Here is an 18075-nt window from a genome sequence, read left to right as displayed (position 1 = left end):
TCTTTGTATCTGTCTGTTTGATAGGCAATTCTTTTTACTCTTGGACGATTTTGCCTTCCCATCTGCCAAACCACAGCATTGACAAAATCAAAAGAATCGAAGTTAAAATAATCAAAGAGATAATTCCGGGTAAAACGGATGTGTTTGAAAAATTAAAATAATTTTCCAAAATCCGTACACCCCATTCCCACGGGATAATCGGCCAGATTTTATCGCCTATGGCATTTTCAAAATAACCTGCGAAAATTGTACCTGCTATTCCTGACAAAACAGAAATACTTGAGCCAAACCGAAAAGCAATGGGCATGTGAAATAAATATAAAAATAAATTACTAAACAAAAATATACCCAATATGTCAAGATAGGCGCCAAAGGGCATGATATGAATGTTCAGAAACAAATCGGCTGCAATATAGAAAAACAGTTCATACAGTACCATACTTATAGTTGAAAGGAACAACAGGAAGAATAGTTTTCCCAAGTAGACGCTTTTTCGAGATTCCACTAATCCCAAAGTGTTTTGCATACCGTTTATGTTTCTGTCTAAATGGATTAAGATCGACACAACAATACTGACAAAAATCGGATAGCATATTTGTAAAATAATGAAAAACCATCTTGCATCAGGAATAATATGGTATCCAGCAGAATCATAATAAATGAAAAATAATGTTGTAACTACAACAGGCGGTAGCACATGCAATAAAATCAGTGGTGTTCGTTTGATTTTAATAAAGTTGGAATAAAACTCCCTTATAACCGTCATTGGCGATACACCTTCCTCCTATACCAGCACGAAAACAAAACGGAAAGAAAGAGTACAGCTAGTAAGGATATGAATACCAGCAATGTACTTTCTCCTAAATTTAAAATGTATTTTGAATCCCCATCAACTAATAATCCGTTTGGCAGAACTCCAAATAATGTAACCATAAATCTTGCCAGCCAGCTATATGGGAAGAACCAAAATAAAGGTGTCAAGGAAAAAAACAAACCACCTATCGCACTGGCAAGCAAATTTATAATCACAGAACCAACAAACCCTATTTTTTGATCTAAAAATAAGCAGAAAGGAATCTGCCATAATAAAGAGATCCACAATAAACAGTATCCTAAAATATAATATAAAGTATGACTAATTGCTGCTGAAACACCTGATAATATACATTCAGAAATAATCGTAATAACTGCTAGCAGTAGTGATATTATCAAAAGATTAGCTGCTGTCAAAATTATTTTAGAAATAAATATCTTTTTTAAGTCAATGGGTAAGCTGTAAATCGTCTGATAGTTATGTTTTTTATCTTTGTTATTCACTAAATGGCATAAAAACATAGTGGACAAAGCCGCTATCGGCATAGACCAGTTGCAAACCATAGAACTTGAAAAGCCACCTAAGCCAATACCAACAAATATAAATACCATAGATATTAGTATTAAAGCTACTGGAATCAATATCGTAAGTTTTCTAAACAGAGAACGTTTAAATTTTAGGTTTTCCGCTTTGAAATAATTTTGTAACATCAAACTGCACGCTCCTTTCTGACAATATTCATAAACAGTTGTTCTAGATTCTCATTTGCATCAATTCTACCTTGATACAGAAGTGATCCATTGTATAGGATTCCTATGTCATCAGCTACTTGCTGTATTTCGCTTAAAATATGACTAGATATAATGACAGAAATCCCCGACTCTGCAAAGGAACGAATCATTTTCCTCAATTCTTCAATACCAAAGGGGTCTAGCCCGTTTGTTGGTTCATCTAAGACTAATAGCTTCGGGTTATTCAGTAGTGCTAATGCAATCCCTAATCTCTGCTTCATTCCCAACGAAAAATCTGATGTCTTTTTATTTTTAGCATCCATTAAATCCATTTTTTGTAAAACTTCATTGCATTTTTTAGATGGAATCCCCATAAGAATTGCCCGCACTTTTAAATTTTCAAATGCTGTTAAGTTCTCATACAGTGGGGGTGTTTCAACTAATGAACCGATGTAACATAAATCTTTTCGCGTCCAAGGGTGTTTATTAAATAGTATTTCACCAGAAGTCGGTCTGATAATTCCTGTAACCATCTTCAATAATGTTGATTTTCCAGCACCATTCGGCCCTAATAGACCGTAAACGGAATTTTTTCTTACAGACATAGATAAATCTTTTATTGCATATGCCTTTTTGAATTTTTTAGAAACATGGTTAGTTTCTATTATATAATCGTTCACAATAACTTCCTCCTTTTCACATTTAGCAGACAGATGGCAAGATATCCATTCCATAGGGATATGCCTTCTTTAATTTTTTCTGCTATGTTATCAACGATTTTTATGATAACAGCTATTTTTAAGGAATTTATAAGGAAGCCATGAAAAATATAAATTTATCATATTTTAATCATTTCTTTATCAATTTTAAATTACTCCCACCTAAAAAACTTAATAGATACCCCAATACATATTACAGCAAGTATACTTATAACTAAGATTGGTAGTGTTGCATTATCTATGCTCAAATTAAGTGATGCACTTTTTAAAAGCTTTATCCCCTGAGTTAAGGGTAAGACATCTGCCACTTTTTGAAGCGCTGTTGGCATAACCTCATATGGTAACGTTGCTCCTGAGAATATAAGCATAGGAAAGTATAGAATACTGGCAATAACACCTGCCATTTTAGTATTTTTCGCTATTCCCCCCACCATAAATCCAATGCTGAACATTGATGTCATTACTAATGTATATGCTCCTAAAAAGTTTATCCATGAACCTCTAAATTGAAACTTGAAAAATATTTTTGCTGTTAAATAAACAAGTATTAATGAAACAATGGCATATAGTGCATAGATTACTCCTTGAACTACTAAAATCATAGATGGGCTAACTGGTGTTACTCTAAATCTTTTTAATATCTTTCTATGACGATATTCAGATAGTACTAATGGTAACCCCATGACACCGCCTGCACATATTGCAATGGTTGATACAGCTGCAAAGGATTGTTCCATGAACGTAAAATCTGCTTCAGGAAATGCGGGCTTATTACCATAAATAACACCTAAAATAACAGTTGTAAGCACCGGCATACAGATTGCAAAGATGAACATATCCATGCCTCTTAGTGATAACTTTAATTCAGTTTTTAACATTGCTCTAAATACTTTCATTGCCCAATTCCTCCTCATCTACAAACCATAAATAAGCATCCTCAAATTTTTCATATGGACTCAGTACTACTGCTTCTTCAGCTGTTCCATAAAAATCTATTACTCCATTTTTTAAAATACATATTTTATCGCACAGAACCTCAACCTCATCCATGAAATGAGATGTTAAAAAGATTGTGAGTCCTTGCTTCTTTAAGTTTAATAAGCACTTCCACACATCTCTTCTAGCCTTTACATCTAGCCCTGTTGTAAGCTCATCAAGGAATACTACCTCTGGGTTAGGAATTAGTGCTAGGATAATAAATAATCGTTGCTTTTCACCTCCAGATAGTTCGCTTACTAGGTTTTTAACCTTATCTTGAAGGTCAAATTGCTCTAATAATTTATTGCAATCTAATGGATTTTTATAAAGAACTTCTGTTATTTCACACAACTCTTTCACTGTAATCTTATCTTGATAATTAGATTCTTGAAACTGAACCCCAACCTTCTGAAATAGCTGTTTTCTTTCTTTTTGAGGATTCATACCTAAGATAGATACCTGCCCATCATCAAAATTCTTTGTACCTAAAATACACTCTATGGTAGTACTCTTCCCTGCCCCATTTGCCCCAAGCAATCCAAATACCTCACCTTTCTTTACCGTTAAACTAACATCCTTCACCACTTGAACATTCCCATAGGATTTATAAAGATTATGAACTTTTATTACTTCCATGTGCTATTCCTCCTTTTGACAAAAGAATAACACCATCACAAAGTCTGGTGTTAAAGTGTATAGTCTGTATTAAATTCGTTTTTCATAAATTCTAATTGCTTCAATATACTATTTGCATTTTTTTCTGCATCACTTAAGGAAGTAAGAAGCTTATCACATGCTGTAACAATGTCCTCATCCTCTTTTGGTTTATTGATTACCTCTCTAATATCAATTTCCTTACTTTCTGATATGGCATTCATCATTCTTAAAATTGCTGAAAGGGAATAGTTAGCACAACGTAAGGTACGTATTATTTTCAATCTATTAATATCACTTTCAGTATAAACTCGATATCTATTCTGCTTTCTCTTAACAGTAAATAAACCATTCATCTCCCAATTTCTTAATGTGTCTATTGTAACTTGAAGATAGTCTGCAGTTTGCTTTCTTGTAAAAAATATATAATTATCTTTAGCATCTATCCCTAATAAAAGCTTCTTTGACAGTTCTATGGCTTCCTCTGCATTTTTTCGCTCTTGCTTTATCTGATTTATATAATCATTTGTACAATTAATTGCTTCTTGAAACTCACCCTTGGCAGATAACTTAACAATATGAATTATCTTCTTTCTAAGCCCATTTTGTAGAACCTCTACTTTAAAGGCAGTTCTAGCAAGGTTAAACTGCTCTATATGATAGTCAGTAAATACTCTATAACCATTTGGCAATCTATTCACCACTGGTATTAATTCAAGCTTTTCGTACAAACGTACAGTGTTGGAATGTACCCCAACTCTTTTAGCTACTTCTGCTGTTTTATATATCTTATCCATACTATTTGCACCTCCATGTTATTATCATAACACTTATAGAAAGTCTGGTGATATAGTGGAGAGTTCTATTTGTTTCTTGTTGAATTTTTAAAAAGTTTATACCTTTCATATTTTTTACCTCGTTTACTTTTTCAATAGCTACCTTTAAGACTTATTTTTCATATACAATTTTTATACTTACTTTAAATTCCCTAAGTCTTAAATTGCCAAAATATCATAACGCCTAATTCGCTCCTTCAGAATATACCTTGAAAAAAGAAGCACCCATACTGGTGCTGTAAATTGAATATATGATTATTGAACATTTAGCTCATTTAAGACTTCTTCAATATTTTTTAGAACTTTAATAGATAATCTCTCTCTTGCTTCTTTTGTCCAACCAGCTACCTTTTTAGACAAGATTACATTAGAGTATTTTTCAAATTCATTTTTATAACTTCCAGCACCATCTTCATCATAAATTGCGTAATTTCCTTTTCTTTGTATCCATTCTAAAAATGCTGGAACTTCAAATGGAGTACCTAAAGAAGTATTAATCAATATTTTCCCATCGCCGAACAAATCAAATTCATCTTTTCCAAGTATCACTGTATTTTTAGGTAAATGAATAGATATAATTTCTACTGTCTTTAGCAGTTCATTAAGTGGAAGATATTCTATTCCTTCCTTTTCAATGTCCATTTTTCTACTTCTACTAAAATAATAAACCTTCATCCCAAAAGCGGATGCTATTTTTGCTAACATTCTACCTGTTGTGCCCATTCCAATTATTCCAATTTTCCTTTGTGTTAGCTCTACAGCTTCATTTCTCCACTGATGCTCTCCTAACCCCTTAAGTAATCTTATTAATTCACTAATAATGAATTCAATTAATCCTTCATCTCCATAGTCTCTAACTCCTCGAACTTCAATATTATTTACTCTTGCAATCTTAATATCAACATTTGCGGAATTTTCATCATAAAGGCTGCAGCACATTCCAATATATTTCAACTGCTTACAGTTTTCAATTGCTTTCTTACTTATCTGTGTATTCCAAGATACAAGTACACAATCAGCATCCTTTATTCTATTAATAATTTCATTATCATTTTCTGGATAATCATCAAACACCTCAATAGATTTTATAGAATATTTTTTTAGTTCTTCAATTGCCCAAGGCTCCAATCCTGTTTTATCAATACAAACTATTTTGTTAAATTCCATAACTTCTCGTCCTCTCATTGAATTTTTACTTTATACCATCTTCAATTATTGTTGATAAAATAAATGTGGTAGAGGTATCCATAGTAGATTTTACTTTCCATAGTTGGTCAATGAAATTTGTAATATCTGTAGTAGACTTCGCTCTAACCTTGATTACTATGCACCAATCACCATGAATTCTTTGACATTCTTCTACAACTACATTAGGTACAACAATGTTAATATATTGCTTTATATCTTCTTTAAAATTTAACATATTTACCTTTACATAAATATATGCTCTAGTACCTTCTCCCAATTCAGTCCAATCAATTATACTTTTATAGCCCTTTATCACGCCATTTTTTTCTAATTTCTTTATTCTTTGATGAATTGCTTGCCTTGATATATGAAGAATCCTGCTTATTTCTTCATGAGATATTCTTGCATTATTGCTAATAATATTAATAATTTTAATATCCAAATCGTCCATTAATCGCCCCTCCTTGCTGTATGTAATGTATTTTAGCATTAAAGTTCCATTAAGTCATTGCACTAAACAGATTAACTACTAATAGCAATTAGAATTGTTTTGCAAATAAAATTATTCATATTTGAGATTACTTTTTTATCAAAAATATGCTTAAGGCAGTTGCTATTCGTAACATCTTAAAAATTAAGCAAATTAGATTACCACTATCAACTTCGCCATTTATATTATAAATTAAAATGCTCTTACCCTCTTTTCGAGATAAGAGTTATCATAATAATAATATATATTTCAAAAAAGCATTTAATACTGAAATTTTATTTACTAATACGGTTACTTGCTAACTCATTATCAATTCGGATATTGTTGGAAAATAACGGTAAACTTATGTTATAATTAACCCGCTACGTTAATTCAAAATTGTAAAATAATGCCTGATAAAAATAAAAAAGTTTTATTATAAAATACTTTCCATGGAAGTATTGTGAATATAGGGTAATAACAGTATAATATTTACTATTATTACCTTGAGAATTAGGCAATTTAAAGTAAATCATTCATAATAAATGATAGATATAGGAGTGATAGAGTGATTAAATTAGATAGTAAAGAATTTAAGAAAATAACCCATTTAGTTAAATCTCAAGACGAATTATCAGTATTTTCTGTTATCAATGGTAAAAATCCTGGTGAGATATATGTAAACAACATTGATAAAGACTAGTGAGTGTAATTTAATTGCTGGTAGTCCAAATGATGAAATGTTTAATTCTGAGGTGTCTTCAGAATTGGATTTTTGGGATCCATTAGTTCCTGATTCTTCTGAATGGATGGAGAAAATACCAACTATTCATAAAAATCATTTCATTAGAAAATACAAAAGAAGGCATTATGTGTTATCTAGTGATAAATTTGTGGATTGTGATGCCCCTTTGAAAGAAGGATATACATTAGAAAAAGTTGATATATCTTTCTTAAGAGAAAATTCCTTTGAAAACTCAGAAAGAGTACTAGAAATATTGGCTGAAAATTGGGGTGACGATGAAAAGTTCAAAAAATATGGCACAGGGTATTTAATACATAATGACAAGGTAATTGTGAGTTGGTCATTAAGTGATTGTAGTTTTAAAAAGACAATTGCAATTGGGATACACACAGATGAAAGATATAGAAAAAATGGTTTTGGGAAAATAGCTGCTGCTGCGACTATTAGAGATTGCTTTACTAAGGGATACGAAAAAATTGATTGGCTTTGTGTAGATTCTAACAAAGGTTCAAGTGCAACTGCGGAAAAATTGGGATTTAAAGTTATTAATCATTATTATTCTTTCACTTCATATCCTCCAATTGAGAATTTAAAGGATTTATCTGAATCTGAATGGCACGAATGGGGTGAATATTTAGAAGATGCATCTAAAACTGAAGAACGTTTGATAATGGAATGTGTTTATGCTTATATAAAATCTAATGATGTTGAAAAAACTATTAATATTATGACAAATATTAAGCATAAGAAAATTGAACTAGATTATTTAAGATTTAAAAACTGGATTATTAAACTTCAAACCTATGGTATGTGTTCTAACTTTACTAAAAAAGCTTGGATTAATTTTTTAAATGAAAATATTCATCGTAATGATTAATGCCTAATCTATATTGTATTTGCATCATATTTTTCATAAAAGATGTATCAAGAACTTACTTTATTACAGTAAGTTCTGTTTTTTATACCTATATCAACAGTATTATAAATAATTTTAAACTTATGCTTAAGAAAAAAAACGACTAATCTAATTAATCGAGGTTCTTCATAGTGGAGGACAGGTTTACCTTAACACCATGCCTTTATCCAAATTTAGTAAAAACAGCACTTACTTGTGATAAGGTTCACCGTAACAATTATAACGTAGACTTTCAGGCATTATGCTTTAAAATTTGAAAGAGGATACTTCAAATAATACCCTCTTTCTTCTTAAATATTATCACCCTACTCTAATTTATTATGTAAATAAGTCATATGTCATATGGCTGCCACTACCATTCGTTAGTTTTTTAAGTTCCATTGTTTGCTCCTATTTTATTCTTCTCCTACAATGAACACTAGTTATATCTAACTGATGTGACTGTCATCCATAGCTCTGCGTAACAGCGACAAATGATAAAAATTCGTTAACTGAATTCGCTACAACTGCTTAATACTTGGGTTGTAAAAGTTTGCCCATGCTACATTATTGTCGATACATCTAAACATTCTGTAAGCTATGGGTTTAAATCCACATTTGGGCCAAAATGTTGAAGAAGCAAGATTGGTTATTCTCCAATCTGTAATTATGTTGTTATATCCCTTTTCTTTCATAATCTTATAGCCTTCATTCATTAATTTTTTACCGATACCACTTCCCATTTCGGAAGGATAAGTACCCGCAATACTTAGCTCTACTCCATCATCGGGTGACATCAAATCTGAATTAATAGTCCCATATACTTGAAATCCTAATTCCTTCATGTCCTTTGTTGCAATGAGAACCGTTGCATCATCATCCTCTACTGTACCCCTATACCCAGCTTTTATTTGTGCTACAACTTCAGGTAATACAAGTTCAAAAGTTGGTGCCGAACTTTGATAGTACTGGATTATTTTGGACATCCTGCCCATCGCTTCACTATCCGTTTTATTGGCAAGTCTAATATCTATATCAGCTACATTTTCAAAAGGCTTGTACTCCTCCATGTTCATTATCGCGTGTACTTGCTGAATAGAAAAGCTTAATCTCAGGAAGGCCTCATAGTACTCTTGACTTCCAAACGGTACTAAAGTATATTGATTGAAACAACCTTGTTCAAGCCAAATAACTGAAACCTTTGCATAGAGATTCCTTATAAGTTCAGATGATTGACCCATTCTAATTGCGATTCCCTCATAGGGGACCCATGCATACCTACCTCTTCTACTATCAATCTTTATCTCTCCTATTAGATAACCTACTAGTTCCTCATTAGAAAATGCCCCTATCCCGATCACTTTACTATTAACGAACAATTCCTCAAACATATCTGTAATGTACTTTGCTTTAAGACAGCTATTTTTAAGAAATGGATATACCTTACTCTCAAGATTTTGTCTTTCTATTAGCAAGTCAGCCATTGCAGGTATATCATCAGCTGTAATTGATTTGAATTTACATTTGTTCATTTCTATCCCCCCAATTGAATTTACATTTCATAATAAATTATGGCATGACAAAAGATTATTAAATATGTAAAAAACAATTCCTAATTATTTATTACATAAATTCCGAGCATCTAAGTTACACGGTTATCAAATGTAACCCCTGTAGTTATCACTTATCTACCAAAAATCGCCGTCACTTATGATACGATTCACCACTCATTATTCTAAACCCTATTTAATCTCCAGATATTTTATATAAATAGCCTCCATATCCTTCCTACTGAAGTTATTCCATCTTTCATCTTTTACTAATCAATATACTGTAATTTTGAAAATTATTATTTTAATTCTCTACCCAATTTCCTCAGCATTTCTCTTAATGTTAGATACAATACTCATGATTTTTCTTGCTTCATCCATATTGTCTTTGAATAACTGTGTAATATTTCCCACAGTTTTAAAGGGATCTTCAGTAAGTACTTTGTTATCTTCTATAAAGCCATTTACTACTACATAGTCAATGATTAACTTTACAAAGTGTATTTGCTTTGTGTTTAGCTTTTTATTTTGTATACATTGTTATATCAAAGCGTTTTGCAAATTCATCATAATTTAAAGGCATTATTAAGGAAACTATATGCTCTTTAATTTCATTTTAATTTCTTTAATCACTATATAGATTGTAATAATGAAACTACATAATACAAATAGACTTTTCTTTTATAAGCTATTTAAATTGAACTTCATATTATTACTGTGAATACCATTTGCAGGAACCTTAGATTTACTTAGTTTCTATGAAAGTAAAAAGCGTTAAGAAAGACAACTTGTTCGAGTGAAGCGAGTTGTTGTCTTTTAGTTTTTACTCTCATTGCGACTTAGTAGATCAAGGTTTCGAAGCGGTTGATAAGTGTAAACTTAGATTCATACGAAGCAGATGAATCTCTAGTTGCCTGTACCCGGATGGGTGAACTTACACAGAGGGCCAGGGATAATATGAAGTTCTAATTAAGCTAATTTTATATTTAAGCCTATTTGTATTATGTAGAAACTTAATTACCACTTATATATGTATCTAATATAAAATTATATGCTATACTCCAGTTGAACCAAAACCACCTTGACCTCTGCTTGTTTCTGTTAACTCAACAACTTCTTCTACATCTAAAGTTAAGATTGGTTTAATCACCATTTGTGCTATTTTCATTCCCTCTTCAACTTTGAATTCAGTATCACCAAGATTTATTAATATAATTCCTATTTCACCTCTATATCCCTCATCTATTGTACCTGGAGTATTTAAAACAGTTATTCCATTCTTTAATGCTAATCCACTTCTTGGTCTAATTTGTGCTTCTGTATTTTTAGGTAATTGTATTTTAATTCCTGTATGTATCAATTTTCTTTCCATTGGCTTTAGAATTGCCTCTTCTATTGAAAATAAATCCATACCAGCATCTCCTTCATGTGCTTGAAATGGTATAATTGCTTTTTCATTAATTTTTTCTACTAATAACTTCATATCTTATTCACCTCTAAATAAATTTTTTATTATAGTTTTAATACCTTTTAGCATAATTGGACTAAATCCTATTAATTATATAATAATGTTATGTCAGTTTCCATAACAGCTTTTTGAAATAAGCTTCATGAAAACACATTCTTAAAATATATAAGTTTCAATAAAGATAATTCATATTACAATTATGCTTTAATGAACTATTGAAATTTAACTTTATATTATCCCTGTGAATACCATTTGCAGAAAGCTTAGATTTACTTAAGCTCTATGAAAGAAAAAATCGTTAAGAAATACAACTTGTCCGAACATAGTGAGTTGTTGTATTTTAGATTTTTTATTGAATAGCGCTTTAGTAAATCAAGGTTTCGAAACGGTTGAGCAGGGATAATATGAAGTTAATACCAATTAATTTACAATGTAGAAAGTTTATTTATTATACTTTTGAAGAAATGCCTTAAGCTTCTCTCGAGCAAACTGGGTACCCAAATTCCCCGGTTTCGCGTCAAATCCATGATCTGCTCCAGGAAGAAGATAGAGTTCATGATATACACCATTAACATTCAGCATCTTATCCAAATTTTTTGCTTGTTCTTCTGGAACAAATCGATCTCTCGTCCCTAAAAATGTAATTGTAGGCGGCGTACTTTCTTGAATATAATTGATAGGTGAGAGTGTTTTATATCGTTCAGGGAATTGAGTAAGCGGGCCACCAATATACTTGTCCATAGCATTTTGAATATAGTCAGGGCTAGGACTACTTTTATAAAACGTTGACATATCTGCGGGTCCGTATATATTAATCACCGAATTAATAGATACCTCAGGAATATTGGTTGAAGGCGGTAACTCTGCATTTCCCATGCTGTAGGCGGCAAGCATAGCTAGATTCCCTCCTGCTGAAAAACCCATTAAGTTTATTCGTTTGGAATCAATCTTATAGGTATCTGCATTAATTAGTACCCAGCCTATTGCTGATTTCACATCACCAACCTCATCTTTCCAACTCCCTTGAGGAGGCATACGATATTCTACATCAAAAACCGTATATCCCAGTTCATTGAACCATTGATTCCATGTCGGTGCTTCATTTTTACTACCCCCCACCCAGGCTCCTCCATGCACTTTCACAATTGCTGGTTTCAGAGCATCTTCTGATCCCCTCTTAGCAGGCCACACATCAAGCATCAACTCAACACCATCCGCAGTTTTGCCATATACTACGTCCTGTATGGGCTTTGACAGTACATCTTTCTTTAGGGAAAAGTGAGAGCTAAGAGAAAGCGAAACACCTTCACTTTTAGCCATGTTCCACATACTAATAGTTGGCTGTACGTTCAGAAAGATTAATAGTAACGATACAGGAATCAAAATTGTTCGTGCGATTAGTGCCTTTCTCCAGAAAGCTAATACTAATAGAACTATCATAACCAGTGTTGTGATTAATAGAAACATCGGAAGTATCAACGCAAACCATGCAACAATACTCATTATATGACTAACATTGATTGGATTGAAAATGTAGTATGATGTCATGACAGTAATAAAGAGGGCTATCACTGCAAGGATTGTCAGCATCCATTGAAAAAAACCTCTAGGCCGCCAAGATAATGTTTTTTCTGTCTGTTTCATATTCAAAAGAACCTCCATATTATCTAGGTTTTGTTTATGACGTATTTCTCATTTGATTTATTATATTGTATCAACTGAATTTGTGTCAATCTTTGTACACAGTCAAATATTGATTTTGGGATTAGAAGAGAAAATATATTTTTATCTCCTTAACATTTTCTTATCAGCTTCTATTAGAAATAGCAAAACAAATTGCATTCACAATTTGTTTACTATCCCTGAGGTACGATATTTTCTAGCGGAAATGAGAATCAAATTATTTTGCAAGTTGCAATACCTTTTTAAAAGTGTTTGCATTTCTAATAGTTATGCTATTGTAAACAGAAGAACCAACTATCTTTGACCACCGTGTTCTTGAAAAAGTTTTGATAGGTGCAGACCAAAAAACAACCCTCCCATAGTGATCAACTTTTTCATATTCAGGCTTTATTGCCCCTACTTCCTCGAATACTTCCTTTACAGTAGTGGGCGGTATTATTAAGATTGCATTATGCCTTGATTCCTTATCTTGTCCCCACCATGAGGGTGCGTGGTCAATAGCATCCAATAAGTCATTAGCAGATATAATTGCCACAGGTATATTTAGTTGAAACTTACTTGCAATTAATAATTCGCATTCTTTTTTTAGCTTTTTCTCATTCATATTATCACTGGAGAAAATTACATTCCCACTGTTTATATATGTTACTACATCATCAAATCCACTTTGCTCAAACAGCTCCTTTAATTCGGACATAGATATTTTATTTTTTCCACCCACGTTTATACCACGAAGAAAAGCAATATATTTTTCCATCTTCTTTAGCAACTCCTTCTAATATATATTTTTAATTATATACTAATACTTAAAATCTTTGTATGCCTTATATTGATTAGGAAAACAAAAATTAACGCCTGCAATTTTGCAGACGTTACAATCATACACAGTTTCTAAATTTTCTCATTAATCTCTAAATATGAAGAAGTATTTTTTTAATTAGACTTTGTTTTAAACCATTGTTGATTTTAGAACTATATATTATTGCGAAACAAACCATTTGCAGAGAGCTTAGATTTACTTAGGTCATATGAAAGTGAAAAGCGTTAAGAAATACAACCTGTTCGAGAGAAGCAAGTTGTTGTATTTTAGCTTTTTGCTTGAATAGGGCCTTAGTAAATCAAGCTTTCGAAACGGTTTGTGAGTAATAATATATAGTTCGTTATCAACGCTATGCTAAAACAAAGTCTTAAATTAAATTTGCACAGGACAATTTGATGCGCTCTAAAGTGCAATAGTTACATTTATTTAATAAGCTCAGTCCTTATTCTTCTTATCCCCTAGGATTCTCTACTTTAATAAGTAAATAGAATTACATTATGAGGCTTCTTGTAATCTTTTGAATTCCGAAGTCTTAAAGATTTCATCATAAGTTCCACTTTGAACAATTTTTCCATCTTCCATTAAAAGAATCTCATCAAATTGCTCTAATTGCTCCGATAATTTATGAGTAACCATAATTATTGTTTTATCTTTCATTCCAAGTAAAACATTTTGTAAGGTTTGGGTGGTGTTCATATCTGTTGAAGCAAAGGGTTCATCCATAATACAAATTGGCGTATCTGCCGTTAACATACGAACTATACCAAGAACTTGTTTTTCTCCTCCACTTAGAAGTTGACAATTTTGTTTTTCCTTTATTATATCTAATGTCTTTAGCTTCAAGCTTCTAATCACTTCATCAAGTTTAACTGATGAATAAGAAGAATATACTGTAGCATTATTTAAAAAATCATCTAAAAATATATGCTCATTTTGGTTAATACAATACATAATATTTGCACTATCAAACAAATGTAACTCTTCTCCATCAAGTAATATGTTTCCAGTATCAGGTTTCCTATATTTCATAAGCATGTTAAGCATTGTAGACTTTCCAGAGCCACTATGTCCAATCAAAGCGTACTTTTTTCCTTTTTTAAATTTATAACTGATATCTTGCAATGAAAAATTATTATAATGAAAACTTACATGATCAAAAACAATATCTTGCTCAAATTCTTCTTTAGAAATTAAATTTGGCTCTGAATTATTTTTCATATAACTCAAAACTCTTTCTTTTGTTTGCTTCAAGGAATTCATAGAGTTAATATCATATAATATGGATTCAATTGGTGCAATAAAGCAATTTATATACCCAAAGGTTGCTACCCCTGTACCTACTGTAATTTCCCTCTTCAAAAGCAAAATGCCAACAATAACAAATGCAGCTATACTAACGCAGTTCATTGAAAGATTATTTATAATTCCTGTTAAGGTCTTAAACTTCCCATAAATTAATCTTTTATCTGCTGTAGCTTGAAGAGCCTTTTCATGTTCATTGTTAATATTCTCCCTTGTCCTACTTTGAATCAATTTAAAGCCTTCTAAAAAGTCTTTTATTTTAGATACATATTCACCCACTTGTTTCAAATAAATATTACGCCTACTAGATAACGCTTTTGATGTAAGTTTAGGTATCAAGATTGTAAGGAGTGATGCAAGAAATATAGTTGTTGCAATTCTCCATTCAACATAAATAAATAGAATAACACTATAAATAACAAGCATATTTATAGATTTAATTATATCAATAAATGGCTGGAGGTAATCCTGCTCAAGTTCGGTTATATCCTTGCCCTGAATAGAGATATACTCACCAATGTTTTTAGATGAAAATTCTTCATAGTTATAACTAAATATTGATTTGAAAAAATCTCTTTTCAAAGACATCTCAAATCGTAATGCGCCTTTCCAAACATAGATTGTAGATATATATGAAAATATCAAACCTAGTAACATAGATGAAATATACAAAAATACAATCAAAGGAAAGGAAATTCTCCTATTTCCATCTTGTAGTACTATATCAAACAATAATTTGTTAAGATATGGAATGAAAGCAACAGTTGATGTAAATACTGCATCACATACTAATTGAATTATGATAAGAAATTTTATCTCATTAATATATTTTTTCATTTAAAGTAACTCCACTTCAATTAACCTATTTTTTTCAAAATAATACTCTTATTTAGTCATGCTTATTCTAACTTTTCTTAAGGATTTTTCTTAGTCTATCAATCTCACGTTTAGGTTCATCAATTAATTCGCCAGTAAAAATCCCATGCTCATCTTGAAGAATTTGAATTTCCTCATTTAGAACATTTATGGCTTCATCATATTTTTCTAATATTTCATAGGCCTTAACCATAAAAATAAGTGGATCCACTAAACGTGGTTTTTCCTGTGTCTCCATGCACTTTTTATAATCTATTATTGCCTCTTCATAGCGTCCTATCTTTACCATACGATCACCACGGGATACATATGCTTCCCATGCTTTGGGAAAATCCTTTACTCCTTGATTCCATAGCTTTATAGCCTTCTGAAGGTTTCCTATTGCTAATTCAATATCCCCTTCATACATATCATCTAGACAAGTATGCTTTAACTTTCTTAATTTATTTATTACATTCCTTGCTTCATCATAATAGCCATCTCCAATTAATTGATCTAAATAAAAGAGATGTCCACTCCAATATTCTGGATGTTCCTTTGTAAACTCTTCATAGTACTGTATTAGAGAATCGTGTCTATTATAATAGTAATCTCCAAATACACCATTTTCAGCTTCTACTAGTGCGCAATGATGTTCCTTTTCATAAGGTTTGTATTTTAACGCTAACTTAGCATATTCTGCTGCAATAACATGATCACTTTTTGCACGATGATTATGCAGTGCTGCTAAAAGACAGCAAGCTCTTGCATCTTTTATATTGCTCTTTAAGGCGTCCTGAAGAAAATTTTCTGCATAAGTGAAATTTTCATAACTAATGACTTTTTCATCCTGGAGCATATTCTCTATTCTATCCATATGGGCTTCATTTGGTATTTCAAAGAGTTCATCAATGGTAATCCCAAAATACACAGATAAAAGTGGTAATAGTTGTATATCAGGTGATGTTAAGTTGTTCTCCCATTTTGAAACTGCCTGATATGAAACCCCTAAATGATTTGCTAAAGCTTCCTGAGTAATTCCCTTTTCTGTACGTAAATTTTTTATTCGTCTCCCTATTTCAATTCTCATGTAATACACCCCTACCATAATGATTTTATCTATCAATTAAGCTTATTGTAAGATAGTGTAGTAGCAAATACAATAACTTGTACTTTTACCTAACTCAACCAAAAGATGAGTTAGGTAGCGCATTTATTTTGACTTTTACAAATGAACATAGAAAAAAGCCCTAGTACATAAGTGCTCTAAGGCTTAATATTGCATAGTTTTATTTATCTAGGTTTATAACTGTTTCAATGTTTGTTTATGCATTTTTATACTCTTTATTTATCATTTATATTCTTGTTAATTGTTCTTCTCATAGACAATAGCATTGGAGTAAAATATTTTCTCCAAAATTTATTACCATATAAATTTGATGTTTCGAAATCTACATGGATATATTCAGCTTTAATTTCTCTGCAATAATCACTTACAACTTTCAACAACTCAATGCCTATCTTTTTATTTCTATATTCCAATTTTATATAAACACCAATTTCATCTATTAAGCCACAATTTTTTACTGACAAATCTATAAAATTGTTCTCTTCAGCAATACTTAAATTAATAAAGCCAACTGGGTTCTCTTTATCCCATGCTATAAACACATTGCTTCTTAATATTATTTCTTCAATCTCTTTTAAAGTAACCTTATCTCTTTTTAGAAATAAGGGTGCTGATGAATAATATTCATTAGATTCCTTTACAAGCTCATATAAAATATCTGTATCTTTAGTGGTAGCTTTTCTAATATCATATATAGATTTTTCATTGCATTGAATATTACATTCACTAAAGCCATCTATTAAATATGATCCATATCCTAAATCAAATAATATGGTTTTTAACTTCACATCATTATAAAATATTGTCCACATATGGTTAAGAATATTATTACTCACCCATTTTTGTGAAATACTCTTATATAATCCATGGTATACACTTTCCTTATATTCTTCAATGGCAGCATGTCCTATAGCTGGGCAAAACACTGAATTCTCTCCATTGAAAGGAAATACATCATATGTTAAAAATCCTATTATTCTGCTCTCTAATTTTGCAACTATGGCACTTTGATTTTTTATTTTCATTCTAAGATATTTTTCTAACAATTCTCTTTCTTCTTTCCAATATGAGGGAAAACTACTATTATCACAATAGAGTTCATATTGAGAAACCCAAATTTTCACTGCCTGAGCAATATCCGAATCTTCCATATTGCTTATTTTTAATTCATTTATCATATCATTTACCTCCGTGTCATTTCCATATTAAACTTCATGTTGTCTTTATAAAAACTTCAAT

General features: G+C 31.3%; 18 protein-coding genes. 2 read left to right on the top strand and 16 right to left on the bottom strand.

The window, feature by feature from the left end:
- Positions 1–34: 34 nt before the first annotated feature.
- The 8 genes from ACI48Q_RS08580 to ACI48Q_RS08545 form a co-directional block, all read right to left on the bottom strand.
- The gene (locus ACI48Q_RS08580) at positions 35–766 is read right to left on the bottom strand and encodes a lantibiotic immunity ABC transporter MutG family permease subunit (RefSeq protein WP_474918668.1); all 732 of its coding nucleotides are present in this window, start codon (positions 764–766) and stop codon (positions 35–37) included.
- On the bottom strand, positions 763–1524 hold the full coding sequence (locus tag ACI48Q_RS08575; RefSeq protein WP_474919508.1) for a lantibiotic immunity ABC transporter MutE/EpiE family permease subunit: 762 nt from the start codon (positions 1522–1524) through the stop codon (positions 763–765). Before ACI48Q_RS08575 ends, ACI48Q_RS08580 begins: the two co-directional genes overlap by 4 nt.
- Positions 1524–2225, bottom strand: a complete 702-nt coding sequence (locus ACI48Q_RS08570; RefSeq protein ID WP_474918667.1) for a lantibiotic protection ABC transporter ATP-binding protein — start codon at positions 2223–2225, stop codon at positions 1524–1526. The genes ACI48Q_RS08575 and ACI48Q_RS08570 overlap by 1 nt, the downstream gene beginning before the upstream one ends.
- Positions 2226–2416: 191 nt before the next feature.
- Complete coding sequence (locus ACI48Q_RS08565) at positions 2417–3160, bottom strand: ABC transporter permease (RefSeq protein WP_474918666.1); 744 nt, start codon at positions 3158–3160, stop codon at positions 2417–2419.
- Positions 3147–3878 (bottom strand): ABC transporter ATP-binding protein, encoded by a 732-nt coding sequence (locus tag ACI48Q_RS08560; RefSeq protein ID WP_474918665.1) that lies wholly within the window; start codon positions 3876–3878, stop codon positions 3147–3149. Before ACI48Q_RS08560 ends, ACI48Q_RS08565 begins: the two co-directional genes overlap by 14 nt.
- A gap of 50 nt (positions 3879–3928) precedes the next feature.
- Positions 3929–4693, bottom strand: coding sequence for a MerR family transcriptional regulator (locus tag ACI48Q_RS08555; protein WP_474918664.1), 765 nt, complete (start codon positions 4691–4693; stop codon positions 3929–3931).
- Positions 4694–4987: 294 nt separating this feature from the next.
- Positions 4988–5899, bottom strand: coding sequence for a D-isomer specific 2-hydroxyacid dehydrogenase family protein (locus ACI48Q_RS08550; protein ID WP_474918663.1), 912 nt, complete (start codon positions 5897–5899; stop codon positions 4988–4990).
- A 25-nt stretch (positions 5900–5924) separates the two neighbouring features.
- Positions 5925–6371: an Lrp/AsnC family transcriptional regulator gene (locus tag ACI48Q_RS08545; RefSeq protein WP_474918662.1), complete on the bottom strand. Its 447-nt coding sequence runs from the start codon at positions 6369–6371 to the stop codon at positions 5925–5927.
- A gap of 586 nt (positions 6372–6957) precedes the next feature.
- On the opposite strand from ACI48Q_RS08545, the gene ACI48Q_RS08540 reads away from it, so the two are divergent.
- Together ACI48Q_RS08540 and ACI48Q_RS08535 are read left to right on the top strand one after the other, a co-directional pair.
- Positions 6958–7092 carry a hypothetical protein gene (locus ACI48Q_RS08540; protein WP_474918661.1) on the top strand — a complete coding sequence of 45 codons (135 nt, stop codon included), beginning with the start codon at positions 6958–6960 and terminating at the stop codon, positions 7090–7092.
- Positions 7079–8011, top strand: a complete 933-nt coding sequence (locus ACI48Q_RS08535) for a GNAT family N-acetyltransferase (protein WP_474918660.1) — start codon at positions 7079–7081, stop codon at positions 8009–8011. Before ACI48Q_RS08540 ends, ACI48Q_RS08535 begins: the two co-directional genes overlap by 14 nt.
- A gap of 539 nt (positions 8012–8550) precedes the next feature.
- Here ACI48Q_RS08535 and ACI48Q_RS08530 read toward each other — a convergent pair.
- From ACI48Q_RS08530 to ACI48Q_RS08495, 8 genes are all read right to left on the bottom strand, one after another.
- Complete coding sequence (locus ACI48Q_RS08530; RefSeq protein ID WP_474918659.1) at positions 8551–9513, bottom strand: N-acetyltransferase family protein; 963 nt, start codon at positions 9511–9513, stop codon at positions 8551–8553.
- A gap of 378 nt (positions 9514–9891) precedes the next feature.
- Entirely contained in the window at positions 9892–10113 is a 222-nt protein-coding gene (locus ACI48Q_RS08525) for a type I restriction-modification enzyme R subunit C-terminal domain-containing protein (RefSeq protein ID WP_474919507.1), read from the bottom strand.
- A gap of 520 nt (positions 10114–10633) precedes the next feature.
- The gene (dut, locus tag ACI48Q_RS08520) at positions 10634–11062 is read right to left on the bottom strand and encodes a dUTP diphosphatase (protein ID WP_474918658.1); all 429 of its coding nucleotides are present in this window, start codon (positions 11060–11062) and stop codon (positions 10634–10636) included.
- 426 nt (positions 11063–11488) lie between these two features.
- Positions 11489–12691: an alpha/beta hydrolase fold domain-containing protein gene (locus ACI48Q_RS08515; protein WP_474918657.1), complete on the bottom strand. Its 1203-nt coding sequence runs from the start codon at positions 12689–12691 to the stop codon at positions 11489–11491.
- Positions 12692–12947: 256 nt separating this feature from the next.
- Positions 12948–13487, bottom strand: coding sequence for a DUF1697 domain-containing protein (locus ACI48Q_RS08510; protein ID WP_474918656.1), 540 nt, complete (start codon positions 13485–13487; stop codon positions 12948–12950).
- A 558-nt stretch (positions 13488–14045) separates the two neighbouring features.
- Complete coding sequence (locus ACI48Q_RS08505; protein WP_474918655.1) at positions 14046–15689, bottom strand: ATP-binding cassette domain-containing protein; 1644 nt, start codon at positions 15687–15689, stop codon at positions 14046–14048.
- A 67-nt stretch (positions 15690–15756) separates the two neighbouring features.
- On the bottom strand, positions 15757–16797 hold the full coding sequence (locus ACI48Q_RS08500; protein ID WP_474918654.1) for a helix-turn-helix domain-containing protein: 1041 nt from the start codon (positions 16795–16797) through the stop codon (positions 15757–15759).
- Positions 16798–17051: 254 nt separating this feature from the next.
- On the bottom strand, positions 17052–18014 hold the full coding sequence (locus ACI48Q_RS08495; RefSeq protein ID WP_474918653.1) for a GNAT family N-acetyltransferase: 963 nt from the start codon (positions 18012–18014) through the stop codon (positions 17052–17054).
- Between the last annotated feature and the right edge of the window lie 61 nt (positions 18015–18075).

It is taken from the genome of Clostridium sp. LXY-7, assembly GCF_056172015.1.
Note: the sequence above shows the minus strand (reverse complement) of the source record. Positions and strands in the feature narration are given on the sequence as shown.